The organism is Candidatus Manganitrophaceae bacterium (assembly GCA_012960925.1).
Taxonomy (GTDB): domain Bacteria; phylum Nitrospirota; class Nitrospiria; order SBBL01; family JAADHI01; genus DUAG01.
Genome location: DUAG01000024.1, coordinates 15,060 through 34,728, shown reverse-complemented (window position 1 = coordinate 34,728; position 19,669 = coordinate 15,060). Strand labels below are relative to the sequence as shown.

Here is a 19,669-nt window from a genome sequence, read left to right as displayed (position 1 = left end):
ATTACACCCTATCAAAAATTGACGCTGGCAACACAGGCTCTACTTCTGTGAACCATTATTAATGGGGGGATTACCGTTGGTCTTGAAAAAAAGAGCCGCCTCATCAAGACAGGGCGACTTATCTTCTTGTCGACGCTCGGAGCGACGCTTGGAACCGCACCGCTGACGCTCTACTATTTCCATCAACTCAGTTGTGTTGGATTCCTGGCAAACCTCGTCATTGTCCCCTTTGCCGGGTGGATCATGGTGCCCTTTGGCCTGATCTCGTCCCTGTTCTCACTCTTTCTTGAGCAGGGATTTCCCTTCCCCTCTCTCCATCAATGGATTGGATCATTCTATTATCAGGGCGCGGCGTTCTTCTCAAGTTTCCCTGGAGCCGGCCTTCATTTTGCCTCTCCGCCCCTCTTTTCTCTCGTTCTTTTTTATGGTTTTCTTTTTACCTTCCTGGTCAGGGGCGCCCCATGGCGGCGGTTGCTGTGCCTGGTGGCCGGCTTTTTTCTCTTCTTCCTGGGATGGGGAGGGATGCGTCTCGCTCCGGAAAAACTTCGTGTAACCTTTCTCGATGTCGGTCAGGGAGATGCGACACTTATTGAGTTTCCTAAAGGGCTTACCATGCTGATTGACGGGGGTCCCCGCCGTACAGGTCGTTCGGCCATTGCCCCCTATCTTTGGGAGCGTGGAATCCGAACGATAGATTTCCTTGTCGGTACGCACCCTCAGATAGATCATATGGGCGGTTTCCCCTATCTTCTGAGGAAGTTTAAGATCGGCGAGGTCTGGACAGACGGTATTGCAAGGGAGAGTTCTTTCTTCAGGGAAATTACAGCGTTGGTGAAAGAAAAGAGGATCACCGTTCGAGCGATCTCCGAGGATCATCCCCCGATGGAGATTGACGGTTGCCGTATTGTTTTCCTGAATCCCTCTTCAGAGAAGACTTTTAGAAAAGGAGATAACCTGAACGATTATTCCATAGTCTTCCGTCTTGCCTGTCCTGGGTTCGGCCGTGAAGGGGTCTCCTTCCTGCTGACCGGAGATATTGAACGGGAGGTGGAGCGAGACCTTGTCGAAGGCGGCCTTGAACTAAGGAGTACATTTCTGAAAGTCCCGCATCATGGAAGCCGAAGTTCCTCCACGCCTTCGTTTGTTTCGGCGGTACGACCCCGAGTGGCGGTGATCTCGGTCGGAAGCCGAAACCGCTACGGGCACCCTCATCCGAAAATTGTTTCTGAATATGGGAATCGGGATATTCAGGTCTACAGGACCGATGAGGACGGGGCGCTCATTGTTGAGGTGAAGCGAGCATCTGCGGGAGGATCTCAGGGCGTGAAGATTCAATCGTATCGTGCGCTCACGATCGAGAAGATCTCCTGGGGCGATAATCCAGGCCGACAGGAATGGCGTAATCTTCGCAAGGTATTTATTCCCTCCTTCCTGGACTGAACACGCATAGCGATCGGAATCCCAGTCCTTCCCGGGCGGGATTCCTCAGTCATTTAGTCCAAGCTGGGTGTTTGTTTTTTTCACAGTGTGTGGATATTTTCCACGGCTGTTAAATAGACCTCCTACTAACTGACTGAAAATACAAGTAAATAAAAAGGGGATCGTCGGGAAACAAGGCATTGTATTTGCTCATTCACTTGATCATGAAGAGGTTGTTCCGCCAGGAGGGTTGATGATGCTTAGCGTGGTCTCGAAGAGGATGGGTCTTCTGCTTTATCTGGTCATCATTATGGCTTTTTGGAGCAGCGTTGCTGAGGCAGCCGATTTTTCGCGCAATCCTGAGGGTCGTGGAGAGGTTCCTCTCCTTTATAACCGCTTGGGTCAAAATATTGATATGGAGGCAGGGCATTATGCAGGCTATATCGATTATCTGGAGAATCTCAAACTCCGGGATTTTTGGAAAGAGCTGGACCGGCTGAACCTGAATCGCGAGGAAATTATCCAAATGATCATTCTCCTGGAGAGAAGAATGGATAGTCGAATCTCTGGAGGGTCTTATCCCGTGCCCAGTAGTATTGCCCTTATGACCGGACCGAGTCAGCTCTCCCTCTTTTTTTCCAATTGGAGGCCTTTTTACTTCCTTCTGTCCGGGGGTTTTTTAATGATCATCTCCTCTCTCCTTTTTTTCTCATATTGTTCCGCCTGCAGGTTGTATTGTCCCGTCTGCCGGCAGGAAGTCATCTCCTTTCTGCATGATGAGGAGCGACACCACGAGGAGGATGTACAGAGGAGAGCTGCATAGATGGGTGGTTGATCCTTTTTGTCGATTTGACTCAGACAATCTACGAGACTTGCCGCTGATCTTGTTCGTTTTCTGTGCTAATCGCCTCAAATAACCTAAAAACTTGTCTCTGTTTTCCATTCACCTCGTGACAACCCTATTTCTCCGACAGACCCCAAGATCCGATCTCGTATCTTGGGGCGCATTGCCTTGTAGACAGGGATCGTTCCGTGTAGAATCAACTCATTCCAATCCTATTTTTATTGAAAACTCCGGGAAAGACCGATATCCTGCGAGGGCTTATGTGTATTGCCATTGACCTTACAGCAGTGTGAAGGGAGTACTTGTTGGGGGAAGAGATTGGAAAGGTTTCTCTGGTTGGCGCGGGGCCGGGTGATCCGAAGTTGATCACCCTTCGCGGGAAGGAGTTGTTGGCGGAGGCCGATACGGTCATTTACGATTATCTGGCCAATCCCAAGCTACTCGATTTCCTGAAGGAGGGGGCAGAGAAGATCTATGTTGGAAAAAAGGGGGGCTCGCGAAGCATCTCTCATCAGGAGAAGATCAATAGCCTGATGATTGAAGCGGCTCAGGCCGGAAGGCAGGTTGTTCGCCTCAAAGGGGGAGATCCCTTTATCTTCGGAAGAGGAGGTGAAGAGGCAGAGGCGCTGGTGAGCGCCGGAATTCCTTTTGAGATTGTTCCAGGAGTGAGTTCCGCAATCGCTGTACCGGCCTATGCTGGTATTTCGCTGACCCATCGGGAGGTGGCCTCCAGCGTCGCTTTTATCACCGGGCATGAAGACCCGCACAAAGGGGGAAGCGCCCTCAACTGGGCGGCATTGGCCACAAGTCCGGATACCCTGGTGGTCTTAATGGGGATGGGAAACCTTCCTGCGATCATCGCGAAACTGGTCGATCATGGAAGGCCCCCTGATACCCCGATTGCCCTGATCCAATGGGGGAGCACCCCTTCCCAGAGGACCGTGGTAGGGACGCTTGAGACGATCGTCGCCAGGATGGCTGAAGAAGGTTTGAAACCGCCTGTGGTGATGGTCATCGGGAAAGTCGTCGCCCTCCGTGCCCACCTGAATTGGTATGAATCCCGTCCCCTTTTTGGAAAGCGCGTTCTGATTACACGCGCGAAAGACCAGGCCATTGAATTTAATGACCTTCTCACTGCCTGCGGGGCAGAGGTGGTCCCCTTCCCGACCCTCCAAATCGTCCCGCCACCGCGTTGGACGGAACTCGACGCCGCGATTCGTGAACTGGAGACCTATGATACGATCATCTTTACCTCTGTCAACGGTGTCCGCGCCTTCAGGAAGCGGCTTTATGATCTTGGTGAAGATCTTCGGTTATTGAAGGGGATTACGCTGTGTGCGATTGGTCCCCGGACGGCTCAGGAGATTGAGGCCTGGGGGTTGCGGGTTGACCTGGTCCCTGCGGAGTTTAAGGCGGAAGGGGTTCTTGATGTACTGGAGAAGGCCGGCATACGGAGTCGGCGCTTCTTGATCCCGCGGGCCGCGGAGGCGCGGGAGATCCTTCCGGATGAAATAAAAAAGCGAGGAGGAGAGGTCTGCGTCGCCCCGGCATATCAGGCCTTTCGGCCAGCGTATGACGTGAAACAGATCGAATCGCTGATGACGAAAAAAAGGATTGATGTGGTGACCTTTGCCAGTTCCTCCACCCTGAGAAATTTCATGGAGATCATTGGAGAAGAAAAGGTGCGGACATGGATGAAAGCGCGTGTGATCGCTTGTATCGGACCGATCACAGCCGGAACGGCACGAGAATTCGGGCTCAGGGTGGATATCATTCCAAAAAAGTATACCTTCCCGGATCTGGCGGCGTCCATGGTGGACTATTACAGGAAAAAAGAGTAGACTGACCCTCTTTTTTAAGAAAAAATATTATGAGGAAAATGTTGTGGCATTTCCGATTCATCGTCCCAGGAGACTGAGACAAAACAGGGCGATCCGCCGTCTTGTTCGCGAGACCTCCCTCTCTGCTGATCATCTGATCCTACCCCTTTTCGTGATGCATGGAAAGGATGGAAAGACCGAAATTCAATCCATGCCGGGGCAGTACCGCCTCACGATTTCTGCGCTCTTACAAGAGACGGCAGAGGCCCATCGGCTTGGGATTCCAGGGGTGATGCTTTTCGGGATTCCCAAGGTCAAGGACGAAATCGGTTCGGAAGGCATCGCGCCAGATGGTATCGTTCAGCGGGCTGTCCGCGCGATTAAAGACCAGACTCCGGACCTTCTGGTGATGACCGATGTCTGCATCGATGAATATACCTCCCATGGACATTGCGGATTGGTTAAAGATGGAAAAATCCTGAATGATGAGACCTTGGAAGTCCTGACGGAAATGGCGATCACCCATGTCGAGGCGGGTGCCGACCTGGTTGCTCCTTCAGACATGATGGACGGACGTGTCGGGGCCATTCGAAGCGGGCTGGACGAAAACGGATATGAAGGGGTCTCGATCCTCGCTTATGCCGCAAAATACTCCTCCTGTTTTTATGCCCCTTTTCGGGATGCGGCCGATTCGTCGCCACAATTCGGAGACCGCAAGACCTACCAGATGGATGTGGCAAATCGCCGTGAGGCGCTCAATGAAGTCGCTCTGGATATTGAAGAGGGCGCCGATATCGTCATGGTCAAACCGGCCCTCCCCTTTTTGGATATCATCCGCGATGTGAAGGAAGCATTTAATGTTCCTCTTGCCGCCTACCAGGTCAGCGGAGAGTATGCGATGATCAAGGCGGCAGCCGCGAAGGGCTGGCTTGATGAGACCCGGGCCATGTCCGAATCACTACTCTCCATCAGACGGGCCGGCGCGGATATGATCCTGACGTATTTTGCAAAAGAATTTGCGCGCATGGGACTTGAAGGACCGGCAGGATGAAACTGTGGATTGGCACAGCCAATATCAAGCCGGTGAAGGCCTATCCGGTTGTGGCGATCGGAAATTTCGATGGCCTCCATCGCGGTCACCAGGCCATTCTCTCGCAGACCCTCCAGCGGGCCAGAAAAAATAATGGAACTGCCGTTGTCCTCACCTTTGAGCCTCACCCTTTCAAGGCCTTACATCCCGAACGCGATTTTAAGCTACTGAATACCTTTCAGATTAAAGTCCGCTTGATAGAATCCACCGGGATTGATGTGTGCTTCACGGCCGAGTTCAACAAGGCCTTCTCCGGGCAGACCCCTTATGAGTTCGCGAAAAACTACCTCCATGATAAGATTGGATGCAAGGAGGTTGTCGTCGGAAAAAATTTCAGGTTCGGAAAAGACAGGGTCGGGACTTTGGACGATCTTATTCGTTTCGGGCAGGAGTTTGGTTTTAAAGTAATTCTGCCTGAACCCGTCTGGGTGGATGAATTAGTCGTAAGCTCCTCCAGAATTCGTCAACTGGTCCAGGAGGGAGATGTCGGACTGGCCGGGAAGATGCTGGGCCGCTATTATGAAATGGAAGGCAAGGTCTTACATGGAGATGGGATGGGAAAAGCCCTGGGGTATCCGACCGCCAATTTTCGCCTTCCGAATGAACTGGTTCCCGGGGAGGGCATTTACGCGGCCCGCATTTCCCTTCTCAAAACGGAAGGCGTTAAGGTTTTTGACGGCATTGTCTACATTGGTTCAAAACCGACCTTCGAAAAGAAAGAAGTCCAGATGGAGGTCCATCTCTTCGACTTTGAGGAGGATATTTACGGGAGAAGGCTTCTCGTGAGCTTTGTTGAGTGGATCCGGGAGGACGCCAAATTCCCTGACGAAGCCGCACTGATCCGGCAGATCGGTGAAGACATTGAAAAGGCCAAATTGATCTTGAAAGAAAAAGGACCGACCCCCTCGCTTGTGTAACCCAACAATACCGCACTGGTAACGATTCAGCATGCTTGGATTCTTCTCAAGGGCAAGGCGCGAGGAGCGGAGAGCCCGCAGCGTATGTCAGTACGCGAGGATCCGAACACCACAGCAACGAAGCCCATCCCAATATGTAGGTGAAAAGAGGAGCATGGAGGATAGTTACCCTCACCGATCCATAGATCCGATTCATCAGAAGTGGATGCGTTCGATCAACCGAATTCCTTTTAAATCAGGGGATAAGGTGGTCGTTGCTGTTTCGGGGGGCTGTGATTCAGTCTGCCTCCTCTACCTGTTAAAGCGGCAGGCCCTGAACCTTTCTTTATCTCTCCATGTTGCCCATTTGAACCATGGCTTCCGGCCTGAAGCGAAGGCAGAGGCCGATTTTGTTGAAGGCCTTGTCCGTTCCTGGGGAATCCCACTGACCTCTTCCCGACGACCCGTCATGCAGATTTGCAGGGACAGGGGTCTCTCTAAACAAGAGGGGGCCAGGACCGTTCGATACCAGTTTTTAAAGGAGGTGGCCCGGGAGCTTGGCGCGTCCTGGATCGCCCTGGGCCATACCGCAGATGATCAGGCGGAAACCTTCCTGATGCGACTCCTCAGGGGGACAGGGATGCGGGGGCTGAAGGGAATTCCTGAAATGAGGGAAGCGAGGGGAGAGGGGCTGGAAGAAACGCGGATCATCCGTCCTCTCCTGGGGATTACCCGGGAAGAGATCCTCAGAGAGCTGAACAAAGAGAAGATCTCATATGTAGAAGATTCGTCTAATCTGCAATCGGTTTACCTTCGCAATCAGATTCGCCATGCGCTGTTTCCTGTCCTCGAACAGTATAACCCCAGGGTCAAAGAGGCCTTCTGCCGGGAAGCAGATCTCCTTCGGGAAGAAGACGATTTTATTGAACACGCTCTCAGGGAAACGGTCTCCAGGGTGGTCAAAACGAATGAGTCGTCTGTCATTATTGACCTGAAGCCCTTCCAGGCCCTCCATTTGGCACTACAAAGGAGGGTCCTTCGATGGGGGATTGAAAGGCTGCATCCCGGATTGCGGGGAATCGGGTTTCACCATATTGAAACCATTATGAAGCGGGTTGTTCCCGGTCAAACGGGAAAATATTTTTTTCTCCCTCATTCTGTACGGGTGAAAAAAGAATATTCCCATCTCCATCTGGAGCGAATGACCTTTCCTGTTGCACGCAGGGAGAAGAGTAAGAAGCGGTTTAAGGGATCAAGAGGCCTTCTCCTTCGAAAAGAGGCGGCGCTTCCGGAGGTCCTATCTTGCGGGGACAAGACCACGCTCGAACTTGCTGATTGGGGGTTAAGGGTGCAGGTTTCAGTGTACCGCGGTGCCCACCATTTGTTTTCTTCTTGCATCGCTTCTTTTGATTTTGATAAACTCTGTTATCCTTTATCCATCAGGGGATGGAAGCCGGGAGACCGCTTTATTCCAAAGGGGATGAAGGGACACCATAAGAAATTGCAGGATTTTTTTGTAGATATCAAGATCGGGAGATCCGAGAGAGACCGAAGACCGCTTCTTGTCTGTGCGAATGGGATTTTATGGGTGATTGGGCTTCGAACCGATGAGCGGTTCCAACCGAGCGATCAAACGAAGCGAACCTTGGTCGTGGAGGTTCAGGAGAACGATCAGAAGGTCGCTAGGGCCTTTTTTGAGGAGAGTGGATGAGGGGGAAGATTTTTGGCAAGCCCATTATTACGCAGGAAGAGATGCGGAAGCGCATTAAAACACTCGGCCAGCAGATCACGACGGATTATACCGACAAGAATCTTCTGATGGTGGGCGTCCTGAAAGGGGCTTTTGCTTTTTTTTCCGATCTCACACGGGCGGTTCGTCTTCCCCTACATGTTGATTTTCTCATCGTTTCACGCTCCGGGGCGAAGGGGAAAAGCACGAGAAGTGTAAAGATTATCTCAGATATTGCAAAAGATTTATCAGGTCAGGATGTTTTGCTGGTTGAAGATATTGTTGATTCGGGTGCGACACTGACCTTCCTGAAGAAGAAAATGATGGCACGAAAGCCGAGGTCGATCAAGTGCTGCACCTTACTTGACAAACCCAGGAGGCGGGAGGTTGATGTGACCATTGATTATGTAGGATTCGTTATCCCGGATCAGTACGTTGTTGGGTATGGGCTTGATTTTGAAAATAAATATCGTAACCTCCCCTATATCGCTGTCCTGGATAAGATGGGCGAACGTACTAAAAAAACATGACGATTCAGAGCACTTGCTCGACTTCGATTGCTGCGAGGGCGGGGGAATGGCGAAAAAAGTAGAACCGGTTCTAGGAGCCTGTCGTAGAAATAGGGTCGTAGCGAGGTGAATGGAAAGTAGAGACAAGTTAAGGGATGATTTGAGGCGAATAGCTCAGCTATTTAACGAAAATCACCTACAAAAGTGGGCCTATTTGCGATCACCGCAGTAGAACCCTCATTTCTCCGATAGGGTTCCATGGGTCCGTCCTTGAAATTGATTGATTGATCGCTTATATTTAGAAGGTGGGATGGTGTTCTCTCTCTAGGTGATTAAGCATAAATTGTCAGGATTAAAGCAATTAAAAATTGATGGAAAGGGCTTATGGTCTCATCATATACGATTGTGTCAAGCGATATAATTGTCAAGCCGAAAGGAAATATGTTAATATGCAGATAAGATCAAAGTTTTTTGGAGGATTTTAGATGAACCCTCGTGTGAAAAATCTGGCCCTGTGGGTTGTTGTGGGGCTTTTTATGATCCTGCTCTTTAACCTCTTTCAAGCGCCATCCCGGCCGATAGAGGATGAAATTATCTTTTCTGACTTCATGTCAAAAGTAGAGAAGAGTGAAGTTTCAGAGGTCACGATTAAAGAGAATTTCATCAGCGGCATCCTTAAAGACGGGACCAAGTTTAAGACTTATATGACCGACTTTCCTGATCTGGTCTCGATACTCCGGAAAGAAAATGTTCGGATTTCTGCAAAGCCGCCGGAACTTCCACCCTGGTATATGACTTTCCTGATGACGTGGGGTCCCTTCATCCTCTTCATTGGTCTGTGGGTCTTTTTTATGCGCCAAATGCAAATGGGTGGGAATAAGGCCATGTCGTTCGGGAAGAGCCGTGCGCGTCTCCTCTCTGAGGAGAAAAAGAAGATTACCTTTGCGGATGTTGCCGGGATTGAGGAAGCCAAGGTCGAGGTGGAAGAAATTATTGAATTCTTGAAAGACCCCCCCAAGTTTCAAAAGCTGGGTGGACGGATTCCAAAGGGCGTGTTGATCATCGGTCCTCCCGGAACGGGGAAGACCCTTCTTGCCAAAGCGATTGCAGGGGAGGCGGATGCCCCCTTTTTCTCCATCTCGGGTTCTGATTTTGTCGAGATGTTTGTAGGGGTCGGGGCCTCCCGTGTCCGGGACCTCTTTGAACAGGGGAAGAAAAATGCTCCGTGTATTATTTTTATAGATGAAATAGATGCGGTCGGACGACATCGAGGAGCCGGGTTAGGCGGCGGACACGATGAGCGGGAGCAGACCCTGAACCAACTCCTGGTCGAGATGGATGGCTTTGAGACGACAGAAGGGGTTATTCTCATTGCTGCCACAAACCGGCCTGATGTTCTTGATCCCGCACTCTTGCGGCCGGGCCGGTTTGACCGCCAAATCACGGTCAGCCGTCCTGACTTAAGGGGAAGGCATGAGATATTAAAGGTGCATACCCGGAAGATCCCAATGGACAAGAATGTCGAGCTCAAACTCATCGCCAGGAGTACGCCGGGGTTCACAGGGGCCGATCTAGAGAATCTGGTCAATGAAGCGGCGTTGTTGGCTGCTCGACTGGATAAAAAGACGGTCGAAATGGACGATATTGAGGCTGCAAAGGACAAGGTCTTGATGGGGGTCGAACGGAAAAGCATGTCAATCTCGGAGGAGGAGAAAAAAACGACCGCATATCATGAGGCTGGACATACGCTGGTGGCCAAGCTCCTTCCGGGGACAGATCCGATTCATAAGGTGACGATCATTCCCCGTGGGCGGGCTCTTGGTGTCACGATGCAGTTGCCGACGGATGACCGTTATAGTTACCACAAGGAGTTTCTTTATAACAACATTGCGATCATGATGGGAGGGCGTGTTGCGGAAGAGCTGGTGCTGAAACATATTACGACCGGTGCCGGAAACGATATTGAAAAAGCAACCGAGCTGGCAAGAAAAATGGTGTGTGAATGGGGGATGAGCGAAAAACTGGGGCCCCTGAGTTTCGGCAAGAAGGAGCAGGAGATCTTCCTGGGCAGGGAGATTTCCCAGCACAAAGATTACTCCGAGCATACTGCGATTGAAATTGATAAGGAGGTCAGACGGCTCGTTACCGAGAATTACGAGAGAGCCAAGGACCTGATCACAAAGAATATGAAGACGCTGAGGGCCCTTGCCGAGGCATTGCTGGAAAAGGAATCCCTGAATGCGAAGGAGATTGAAATGATCGTGCATCCTCCTTCCCCGCCGCCGGCTTCTGCTGGGCCGCTCCCCACCCCAGCGCCCGTTCCCGCTTGATCGATTGACCGCTCGTCGATGCGTCGTATTATTTCTAAAGAAGAAAAGGCCCCTTTTAAAAAAGGGGCCTTTTCTTCTTTTATCCCTCGAAGAGCATCCGGCCTGTGGCATTGTGGAAAATATCGCTTAAACTACAGGAAACACCCGCTTATTATGGGAATCCTGAATGTGACTCCGGATTCCTTTTCAGATGGTGGCCTTTTTGACAGTCGATCAAAAGCGATTGATCGCGCCCTTCAGATGGAAGAAGAGGGTGCTGACATTATTGATATCGGAGGGGAATCGACACGCCCGGGATCATCGCCTGTTTCTCTTCAAGAGGAGTGCCAGCGGGTTATTCCCGTTATAGAAGGGCTTACTGCACGGCTCCGGATTCCGCTTTCAATTGATACCACGAAGGCCGCACTTGCAAGGTGTGCGGTGGATTCGGGCGTCTCGATTATTAATGATGTGAGTGGTTTTACACGGGATCCGGAGATGTTTTCTGTCGCGGCAGAGAGCCGGGCCGGTCTGGTGATCATGCACTCAAAAGGGAAGCCACGAACGATGCAACGCCGTCCGCATTATCGTGATCTGATTGATGAAATTTTTGGATTTTTGAATGCGCGGGTCAAAAAGGCATCAGGGTATCGGATTCCACGGAACAGGATTGCCATTGATCCAGGAATCGGATTCGGTAAGACGGTCAAACATAACTTGCAGATCATCCATCACCTTGATTGCTTTTCTGCTCTGGGGGTTCCGGTATTGCTGGGTCCTTCGCGGAAATCATTTATTGGGGAGGTTTTGAACCTTCCGCCATCAGAACGGCTGGAGGGCACTGCTGCTGCTGCTGCCATTTCTGTTTTCGGTGGTGCGCATATCTTGAGGGTCCACGACATTTCTGTTCTTGTGCGTGTGGTCCGTATGGCCGATGCAATCAGGAAGATGCGGATAAGCTGCTGACTGAGCAGGGAAGTCGTTCCGCTTAAGCGGGTTTTTACACATCAATGATATTGATTTTACGACCGCAAAATTGACATTGTTTCGCGTCCAGCTTGATCATTTCCGCGCAGTGTGGGCACTTTATGAGGCCCTGTCTCCGCTGAATTGGGTCTCGTATTTCGGTGTTATTCTGGAGAATGATCGCGTGAATAAGCGCGAAGGGGAAGAGTAAGATACCGTAAAACCACCAAAGAAATAAATCACGCCCCTTGCTTCTCGCAATGATCGCAGTAATCGATCCAAAAATGAATAAAATGATCACGAGCCGCATGGCCGGTCTCCGCGTTCAGGAGGCAAAGTCTACCATAAAATAGAAGAAATCTGCACATCAGGAAACAACAAACGCCCCCTTTTTCCCATTTGATCATGCCCTGATTTCGAGATAAATTTGCTTTTAAAGCCGTTGCCGAGTACTATGGCCCTCATATGTCAACCGAATTTCGAATGTTACCGATTCCTCCGGCTGTTCTTGAGGGGATTGAAAAACTTGGTTTTAAAGTCTGCACGCCGATTCAAGAGGAGACCCTTCCTCTCACCTTGGCTGGAAAGGATGTTGCCGGACAGGCCCAGACCGGGACCGGAAAAACGGGCGCTTTTCTAATCGCCTTGTTTACACGTCTATTGAATGCCACTCCACCTCCCCGTTCCAAAGTTTCATCCCCCAGAGCAATCGTGATCGCCCCGACAAGAGAGCTGGTTGTACAGATTATGGAAGAAGCGAAGATTCTGGGTGTGGGAACCCCATTCAAGATCTTGGCGGTCTATGGCGGGATTGATTACCAGAAACAGCGCTTGGAATTAAGCGAAGGGGTGGACCTTCTTATCGGGACGCCAGGTCGGCTCATCGACTACTTTAAACAGAAGGTTTACACCCTGAAGCAGGCGGAGGTCATGGTTATTGATGAAGCAGACCGGATGTTTGACATGGGGTTTATTGCCGACCTCCGCTACCTGATGCGCCGACTCCCCCCTTATAATCACCGTCAGTCGATGCTTTTTTCTGCAACCCTGAGCCATCGGGTGATGGAAATGGCTTATGAACATATGAATAACCCGGTAAAGATTGCGGTGACTCCCGAGCAGGTTACCGCTGAAAAGGTCGAACAGGTCCTTTTTCATGTTGAGCGTGCCGTGAAGTTCTCGCTGCTTCTCGGCCTTCTGAAGAAGGAGGAATGGGAACGGGTTTTGATCTTTGTGAATACAAAACATCAGGGCGAGACCCTTTCTGAACGATTGGTTGTGCAAGGCTATCAGGCGAAGGCGATCACGGGGGATCTCCCCCAAAAACAGAGGATGCGTGCTCTGGAGCGGTTCAAGGCGCGAGAGGTTTCTATTTTGGTTGCCACGGATGTTGCATCGAGAGGCTTACATATCGAGGGGGTAGATCTTGTATTCAACTATGATCTTCCTCAGGACCGGGAGGCTTATGTCCACCGGATTGGCCGAACAGCGCGGGCGGGCGCGAGGGGTAAGGCGATCTGTCTGGCGGATGAGGAATATGTGATGGGCCTTGAGGAGATCGAGGCATATATAGGACACAAGATCCCGGTGGAATGGGCAGAGGATGACTTGTTTATCCGCCCAAAACCGTTTCGCCGCCAAAGGAAATCGTTCAGACCTTCCCCTGCCTCCGTGGGAAAGGGAAGAGCCACGCGACAAAAATTCCAGAAAAAATAAGCGAATCCTGAACATGTATAGAGAGTGCAAACCCCACCCTGATAAGAACGGAATTTGGCGAGCGATTAAAGGAATAAAGCGAAGCTTCTATTTTCGATAAGTCGGATTTCCTCGCGACGACCTATTATCCCGACAGACTCCATTTTCTGTTCTCTCAATCGACTTGAGCCTTTGTCCTAGGTCTCGTTTGCGGCCTTTTGGGGGCTGATTTTGTATTTACAAAAACCCTTTAAAATGATAGCATGTAAAGATTTTGAGCTTGGGAGAAGGTTGTCCTATTGATGAAGTATTTCAACCCTTTTTCTCTTCTTCTCTTCATCTGTGTGACCTTTTCTCCTATCGCTTTTGCGCAAGAAAAAGAGATCCAGATCAAGTTGATCGAGGTGAAGGGGAACGATAAGATAGACAGGACAACGATCCGGTCCAGGTTATCTCTTCAAGAGGGGGATTTTTTCTCTCCGGAAGCGGTGAAGAACGATGTGGACCGCATCTATCGTCTTGGGTTTTTTGATCATGTCGAGGTTGAGTCGGAGGGACTCGAAGGGGGGATTGCCCTCTTCTTTATCGTCCATGAAAAACCATTTCTGATTGATGTTGTTTATGAGGGGAATGAAAACATTGCTAAAGAGCAGCTTGAAGAAAAAGTCCCTATTCGAACCGAAACCTTTATCGATGCCGAGGCAATTCGGTCCTATGTTCGAAAGTTGAAGGGTATTTATGAATCTGAGGCATATTACAATGCGAGAGTTACCCCGGTTACACAAGTCCTAGCGAACAATCAGGCGGTCCTAACCTTTCTTATTGAAGAAGGGGAGCAGGCCTACATCCGCAAGATTCGTTTTGAAGGGAACAAGGCCTTCAAGGACAAGGTTTTGAAAAAAGGCATGGAATCGTCAACTTACTTTTGGCTGACCTCGTGGTTGACAGAATCGGGACGTTACAAGAAGGAAGCCCTCGAGGCGGATGTGGAGCGGGTGAGAGCGTATTACGCAAATCACGGTTATCTTCAGATACAGGTGGACGCGCCTCAGGTTGTTTTGAGCGATGACAATGAGTGGTTTGACATTGTCATCCCCGTCATAGAAGGGGAACAATTCACGGTTGGTGGCATTCAATACGAAGGAAGCACCATATTGGAAAAGAAGGCCTTAATCGAAAAAACGGTGACAAAAAAGGGAGAAATCTTTAACCGAGGTCAGCTTCGTCGGGATATTATGGGGATAGTCGATCTCTTTGGTGAGAAGGGTTATATATACGCAAATGTTGTCCCCCAATTGAACGCCCGACAGGGGGAAGATATTGTTGATATTGTTTTTAGGGTGAGCGAAGGGGACCGTGCGAAAGTTCGGGAGATCCATATTTCTGGAAATACTAAAACCCGCGACAAGGTTATTCGGAGAGAGATTCGAGTCAACGAGCAGGAGATGGTCAATACCAAGTTGTTGAGGCGGAGTTTTCAGCGCTTGCAAAATTTAAACTTCTTTGAAAATGTCGAAATTGTTCCAAAGCAGATCGAACCAGGATGGGTGGACCTTGATGTTACGGTGAAAGAGAAGCCGACGGGCACCTTCAGCATTGGTGGCGGATACAGTTCCGTAGATCGTTTCATTGCCACAATGGATGTAACCTTGGGGAACTTTTTAGGCAAGGGACAGCTCTTGAGGGTTAAAGTAGATACAGGGAAAAGAAGGACGACCTATCGTTTAACCTTCCGTGAACCTTATCTCTTTGATCGGAATCTTTCAGGGACGGTCGATCTCTTTAACCAGGAAAGAAGTTTTGGCACTTATCGGGAGAAGCGGATAGGGGGTAATCTGATCCTGGGCCGATCTTTCGGAGAATATGTCAGATCCAGTGTGAGTTATACTGCAGAAGAATTACAGGTCTCTGACCTGCAGCTTCTTTCTGATGGTACTATCGATCCGATTGTTCCCTTGCAGGTTCAAGAGCAGGCCTTGCTGGGGAAAACATTGACAAGCGCGGTCGGGTTCTCTCTCACGCGAGATACGCGGGATTTTGCCTTTGACCCGAAAAGCGGTTCACGAAATTCAGTCACCGTGGAATATGCCGGAACTTTCCTTGGAGGGGACAATGCCTATCTTAAGATCATTGGAGACTCAAGCCGATTCTTCCCGCTCTGGTGGAATCATATCTTTTCTCTCCATGGGCGTATTGGGTATGCGAGTGGGATAGAAGACAAGGTGCTGCCAGTGGGAGAGCGGTTTTTTACCGGAGGGATCAACACGGTTCGCGGGTTTAAATTCGGAAAGGCCGGGCCCACTGTTCCTGGGACTGGAGAGGTTTTGGGAGGGAATAAAGTCCTTTTCTTTAATGTCGAGTATCTGGTCCCCATTGTAAAAGAGGCACAAATCAAGGCGCTTCTTTTCTATGATTATGGTGCCGCCTTTGACGATGATGAACTTATTCACTCTTCTGGGATGAGGAAGGCCGCGGGTTTTGGAATCCGGTGGATCTCGCCGGTCGGTCCGCTCAGGCTGGAGTGGGGCTGGAATTTAAGCCCCAGACCGGACGAGCCGACCCGGACGGTAGAATTTTCAATTGGGACACTTTTTTAACAAGGGGAAGAGAGAAGGTTAGGGCGTATGGTGTGGTCGTGGAAAGACCGGGGCCGTGCATGGGTGCATTGTTTACAAATGGGTTTTTTTTTGGATACTGGAGGAATAATGAGAAAGAGCTTATTTTATTTAGTGGTTGTTTTACTCTTCGTTCAATCTGGAAGGGCTTTTGCTGATTCGGAGAAAATTGGATTCGTGAATGCTCAGAAGGTATTGGAAATCTCAAAAGAGGGGAAAAGTGTTCAGGAAAAAATGGAAGAGTATGTCACGACGCGTCAAAAGGTGATCGACCTTGAAGAGAGAGAGCTAAAGCAACTCGAAGAAGATTTGACCCGGCAGGGGTCCCTCCTTTCCCCGGAGGCCAAAAAAGTAAAGCAGGTTGAGTTCCAGAGAAAACTGATCGAATACCAGAACAAGGCGAGGGAGCTTAATGCGGAGGTACAGAAAAAGAAGGTTGAGTCTCTCAGAAAGTTTAATAAAAAACTGGAACTGGCTGTGAAGGCGATTGCGGAGCAGGAAGGATACTTTGTTGTTTTTGATAAAAATAATGAAGGGGGCACGGTAATCTTTTCAAGTGAATCAAATGATATCACTCCTCAGGTGATTGAGAAGCTCGACGGGAACTTCAATAAGTAGGCCTCGCTCGGCGGCCTTTTTCTGACAGGATGGAGATCTACGATGGCGATATCCCTGAGTGAAATTGCCAAGATGCTGGAGGGTCGCGTCATCGGCGATCCTCATCTCCGCATAACAGGTGTTTCTTCTATCGAAGAAGCAATGCCGGGTGACATCACCTTTGTTTCCAATCCCAGGTACCGATCCTGGGTCGCTTCAACGCAGGCCTCCGCCCTGATTATCCCGGAAGAAATACAAGGGGTTTCGGCTTCTCTTCTGCTGGTTGAGAATCCCTATTATGCTTTTGCTCAGCTTCTGGCTTATTTCCATCCGGCACAGCCTCATGCTGTCGGTATTGATTCAAGGGTGTCGATGGGGGAGGGGGTTGTTCTAGGTGAAAAGGTTTCTATCGGTCCGTTTGTGACCTTGGAAGACGGGGTAACGATCGGTGAGGGTGTTCGGATTGGTTCTGGTGTTTTTGTAGGTGAAGGGAGCGAGGTGGGAGATAGTTCTCTGATCTACCCGAATGTGACACTCCGAGAGGGCGTGAAGATCGGAAAGCGTGTGATTATCCATTGTGGAACAGTGGTTGGAAGTGATGGTTTTGGTTTTGTCCCGCGACAGGGGAGGTATCACAAGGTCCCCCAGGTTGGCGGGGTTATCGTGGAGGATGACGTTGAGTTGGGGGCCAATGTGACGGTTGACCGGGCGACGATGGGGAATACGGTGATTGGAAGAGGGACCAAGGTTGACAACCTGGTTCAGATCGGCCACAACGTTCTGATCGGAGAAGATACCATCCTTGTTTCCCAGGTCGGTATTTCAGGCAGCACAGAAATTGGTCGTCACGTGACCCTGGCGGGACAAGTTGGAGTGGCCGGTCATCTGAAGATTGGAGACCAAGTGATCGTCGGAGGGAAATCGGGTATCACAAAGGATATCCCATCCGGAGAGACGGTCTCCGGCTTTCCCCCTGTTCCGCATAAGGCCTGGTTGAAGGCGCAGGCGACCTTTCGGAAATTGCCGGCCTTGAGAAATCAGGTGCGAGCGCTCGAGGAAAAAATAACTCGACTTGAAAAAGGGCTTTCCCCATCTGATCACAACGAAAGGACCCGATAAATGGATATTCAGGAGATCTCTGCGATACTTCCGCATCGCTACCCTTTTCTGCTGGTTGATCGAATTTTGGAGATCGATCCGGGAAAGAAGATTGTTGGTCTGAAAAATGTTTCGGTCAATGAACCCTTTTTCCAGGGCCATTTCCCGGGGCATCCGATCATGCCCGGAGTTTTGATTATTGAGTCCATGGCTCAGGTCGGCGGCGTCCTTTATAAGCATGCCAAAGGATGTGAAGATAAGCTGGTCATTTTGCTTGGTATTGATAAGGCCAAGTTCAGGAGGCCGGTTGTCCCGGGGGACCAGCTCCGGATTGAAGTGTCCGTGCTTCAAGAGCGGTCGCCCTTTTGTCGTCTGAAAGGGATGGTCTTTGTGGATGGCAAGTTGGTCGCAGAGGCGGAGTTGAAGGCTATGCTGGATCCGGGAGAATCGGGAAAATGAAAATTCATCCGAGTGCGATCATTCACTCGAAGGCCGAGCTGGATTCCACTGTTGAAGTGGGTCCTTATTCTGTGATCGGGGAGCACGTTCGTGTTGGGAGGGGCGTGAAGATTCGTTCCCATGTCGTTATTGATGGTTGGACTGAAATTGGGGAAGATTGTATCTTCTTCCCTTTTTCTTCGATCGGTATGGGACCACAGGATTTAAAATATAAAGGTGGAAAAACCCGTTTGATGATTGGAAATAACAATACCTTTCGGGAATATGTAACCCTGAATCTCGGGACCGAACAGGGGACGGGTAAAACGGTGATTGGAGAAAGTAATTACTTCATGGCCTATGTGCACGTCGCGCATGATTGTGTCATCGGAGACAAAGTGGTGATGGCAAATGCCGCAACCCTGGCCGGACATATTACCATTGGGGATCATGCGATCCTGGGAGGCTTGGTCGGGGTTCATCAATTTGTCAAGATTGGTTCTTACGCCCTTGTGGGAGGCTGTTCAGCCGTTGCTCAGGATGTTCCTCCCTTTGTGAGTGTTGCGGGGAATCGTACAAAACTTTATGGTCTGAATATGGTCGGTCTAAAGCGGCATCATTTTTCCAAGGAGAGAATCGACGCCTTAAAAGGGGCGTACCGGCTTTTATTCAGATCGCAGTTGACCCAGCGAGAGGCCATCAAGCAGGCACGAAATAAATGGGGCGACATTGCGGATGTAGAGGAGTTTGTCTCTTTCGTAGAAAATGCAAAACGAGGAATTTGTCGATGAAATCGAATAGGGTTCAGGCGGGACCGGACAAGATTGGGTTGATTGCGGGAAATGGTGTCTTCCCTCTTATTTTTGCCGATACGGCGAAGGAAAGAGGCCTTTCCGTGGTCGCCGTCGCCCACACAGGGGAAACAGAGCCGTCGCTTTCTGAAAAGGTGGATGATATCTTGTGGATTCGAGTGGGTCAGGTCGGGAAGCTGATTTCCTATTTCAAAAAGTCAGGCGTATCAAATGCCGTCATGGCGGGCGGCATTCGTAAAACCCGTATCTTTGAGGTCCGGCCCGATCTGCGCGCACTCTCTCTCCTGGCCCGTTTAAAAGAGAAAAAGGACGACGCACTGCTCAGGGCCGTGGCCGAAGAACTTGAACGAGAGAACATTAAGATTAAAGATCCGACCGCCTACCTCACTCCCCTACTGGCCGGGGAGGGAGAGTTTACCCGTCCATTAAAAAAAGGTGAAAAAGAAGATATCCGCTGGGGATGGAAACTCGCGAAGAAAGTCGGGTTGCTCGATATCGGACAGTGTGTTGTTGTCAGGAATGGGGTGATCCTTGCCGTGGAGGCAATTGAGGGAACGGACGCGACAATTCTCCGTGGCGGAAAACTGGGAAAGGAAAACGTGGTTGTAATTAAGATCTGTAAGCCACAGCAGGATTTACGGTTTGATATGCCGACAGTCGGTCCTGAAACCATTCGAAACATGATAAAGGTGAAGGCCTCCGTCCTTGCTCTTGAGACCGGAAAAACCCTTATTCTGGAGAAAGATCAGTTTATGCGGGATGCAAAATCGGCCGGTATTGCCGTGGTCGGATATCCTGACGCGTCATTTAAGTAAAAATTTGTAAGTGAGGA

Annotated in this window: 16 protein-coding genes; all 16 read left to right on the top strand. The window is 50.2% G+C overall.

All coding sequences use genetic code 11. The annotated features are described in order from the left end of the window. The first annotated feature begins 126 nt into the window (after window positions 1-126). The 16 genes from EYQ01_03570 (at window position 127) to EYQ01_03495 (ending at window position 19,652) form a co-directional block, all read left to right on the top strand. Window positions 127-1,440 carry a ComEC/Rec2 family competence protein gene (locus tag EYQ01_03570; GenBank protein HIE64893.1) on the top strand — a complete coding sequence of 438 codons (1,314 nt, stop codon included), beginning with the start codon at window positions 127-129 and terminating at the stop codon, window positions 1,438-1,440. Between the two features lie 232 nt (window positions 1,441-1,672). After that, window positions 1,673-2,242, top strand: a complete 570-nt coding sequence (locus EYQ01_03565) for a hypothetical protein (protein ID HIE64892.1) — start codon at window positions 1,673-1,675, stop codon at window positions 2,240-2,242. Window positions 2,243-2,565: 323 nt separating this feature from the next. After that, the gene (gene cobA, locus EYQ01_03560) at window positions 2,566-4,104 is read left to right on the top strand and encodes a uroporphyrinogen-III C-methyltransferase (GenBank protein ID HIE64891.1); all 1,539 of its coding nucleotides are present in this window, start codon (window positions 2,566-2,568) and stop codon (window positions 4,102-4,104) included. Between the two features lie 43 nt (window positions 4,105-4,147). Then, the gene (gene hemB / locus EYQ01_03555) at window positions 4,148-5,134 is read left to right on the top strand and encodes a porphobilinogen synthase (GenBank protein ID HIE64890.1); all 987 of its coding nucleotides are present in this window, start codon (window positions 4,148-4,150) and stop codon (window positions 5,132-5,134) included. Next, window positions 5,131-6,090, top strand: coding sequence for a bifunctional riboflavin kinase/FAD synthetase (locus tag EYQ01_03550; GenBank protein HIE64889.1), 960 nt, complete (start codon window positions 5,131-5,133; stop codon window positions 6,088-6,090). Before hemB ends, EYQ01_03550 begins: the two co-directional genes overlap by 4 nt. A 31-nt stretch (window positions 6,091-6,121) precedes the next feature. Then, window positions 6,122-7,780, top strand: coding sequence for a tRNA lysidine(34) synthetase TilS (gene tilS, locus EYQ01_03545; protein HIE64888.1), 1,659 nt, complete (start codon window positions 6,122-6,124; stop codon window positions 7,778-7,780). Further along, complete coding sequence (hpt, locus tag EYQ01_03540) at window positions 7,777-8,328, top strand: hypoxanthine phosphoribosyltransferase (GenBank protein HIE64887.1); 552 nt, start codon at window positions 7,777-7,779, stop codon at window positions 8,326-8,328. The genes tilS and hpt overlap by 4 nt, the downstream gene beginning before the upstream one ends. Before the next feature lie 464 nt (window positions 8,329-8,792). Next, complete coding sequence (locus EYQ01_03535) at window positions 8,793-10,637, top strand: ATP-dependent metallopeptidase FtsH/Yme1/Tma family protein (protein ID HIE64886.1); 1,845 nt, start codon at window positions 8,793-8,795, stop codon at window positions 10,635-10,637. Between the two features lie 18 nt (window positions 10,638-10,655). Then, entirely contained in the window at window positions 10,656-11,582 is a 927-nt protein-coding gene (folP, locus tag EYQ01_03530) for a dihydropteroate synthase (protein ID HIE64885.1), read from the top strand. Between the two features lie 465 nt (window positions 11,583-12,047). Beyond that, entirely contained in the window at window positions 12,048-13,298 is a 1,251-nt protein-coding gene (locus EYQ01_03525) for a DEAD/DEAH box helicase (GenBank protein ID HIE64884.1), read from the top strand. 281 nt (window positions 13,299-13,579) lie between these two features. Beyond that, window positions 13,580-15,874, top strand: coding sequence for an outer membrane protein assembly factor BamA (gene bamA, locus EYQ01_03520; protein HIE64883.1), 2,295 nt, complete (start codon window positions 13,580-13,582; stop codon window positions 15,872-15,874). Window positions 15,875-15,901: 27 nt separating this feature from the next. Beyond that, entirely contained in the window at window positions 15,902-16,510 is a 609-nt protein-coding gene (locus EYQ01_03515) for an OmpH family outer membrane protein (GenBank protein HIE64882.1), read from the top strand. Window positions 16,511-16,552: 42 nt separating this feature from the next. Then, a complete protein-coding gene (gene lpxD, locus EYQ01_03510) occupies window positions 16,553-17,608 on the top strand; it encodes a UDP-3-O-(3-hydroxymyristoyl)glucosamine N-acyltransferase (GenBank protein HIE64881.1) in 1,056 nt (351 codons plus the stop codon). Next, the gene (gene fabZ, locus EYQ01_03505; GenBank protein HIE64880.1) at window positions 17,609-18,046 is read left to right on the top strand and encodes a 3-hydroxyacyl-ACP dehydratase FabZ; all 438 of its coding nucleotides are present in this window, start codon (window positions 17,609-17,611) and stop codon (window positions 18,044-18,046) included. After that, window positions 18,043-18,816, top strand: coding sequence for an acyl-ACP--UDP-N-acetylglucosamine O-acyltransferase (lpxA, locus tag EYQ01_03500; GenBank protein HIE64879.1), 774 nt, complete (start codon window positions 18,043-18,045; stop codon window positions 18,814-18,816). Before fabZ ends, lpxA begins: the two co-directional genes overlap by 4 nt. Continuing rightward, a complete protein-coding gene (locus EYQ01_03495) occupies window positions 18,813-19,652 on the top strand; it encodes an LpxI family protein (GenBank protein ID HIE64878.1) in 840 nt (279 codons plus the stop codon). The genes lpxA and EYQ01_03495 overlap by 4 nt, the downstream gene beginning before the upstream one ends. Window positions 19,653-19,669 lie beyond the last annotated feature (17 nt).

Bases quoted from the DNA above. Each gene is read 5' to 3' on its own strand.
- hpt (HIE64887.1), top strand. From the start codon at position 7,777: ATGAGGGGGAAGATTTTTGGCAAGCCCATTATTACGCAGGAAGAGATG.
- lpxA (HIE64879.1), top strand. From the start codon at position 18,043: ATGAAAATTCATCCGAGTGCGATCATTCACTCGAAGGCCGAGCTGGAT.
- EYQ01_03515 (HIE64882.1), top strand. From the start codon at position 15,902: ATGGTGTGGTCGTGGAAAGACCGGGGCCGTGCATGGGTGCATTGTTTA.
- EYQ01_03565 (HIE64892.1), top strand. From the start codon at position 1,673: ATGATGCTTAGCGTGGTCTCGAAGAGGATGGGTCTTCTGCTTTATCTG.
- EYQ01_03525 (HIE64884.1), top strand. From the start codon at position 12,048: ATGTCAACCGAATTTCGAATGTTACCGATTCCTCCGGCTGTTCTTGAG.
- EYQ01_03550 (HIE64889.1), top strand. From the start codon at position 5,131: ATGAAACTGTGGATTGGCACAGCCAATATCAAGCCGGTGAAGGCCTAT.
- tilS (HIE64888.1), top strand. From the start codon at position 6,122: ATGCTTGGATTCTTCTCAAGGGCAAGGCGCGAGGAGCGGAGAGCCCGC.
- lpxD (HIE64881.1), top strand. From the start codon at position 16,553: ATGGCGATATCCCTGAGTGAAATTGCCAAGATGCTGGAGGGTCGCGTC.
- fabZ (HIE64880.1), top strand. From the start codon at position 17,609: ATGGATATTCAGGAGATCTCTGCGATACTTCCGCATCGCTACCCTTTT.
- folP (HIE64885.1), top strand. From the start codon at position 10,656: ATGCGTCGTATTATTTCTAAAGAAGAAAAGGCCCCTTTTAAAAAAGGG.
- EYQ01_03495 (HIE64878.1), top strand. From the start codon at position 18,813: ATGAAATCGAATAGGGTTCAGGCGGGACCGGACAAGATTGGGTTGATT.
- bamA (HIE64883.1), top strand. From the start codon at position 13,580: ATGAAGTATTTCAACCCTTTTTCTCTTCTTCTCTTCATCTGTGTGACC.
- EYQ01_03535 (HIE64886.1), top strand. From the start codon at position 8,793: ATGAACCCTCGTGTGAAAAATCTGGCCCTGTGGGTTGTTGTGGGGCTT.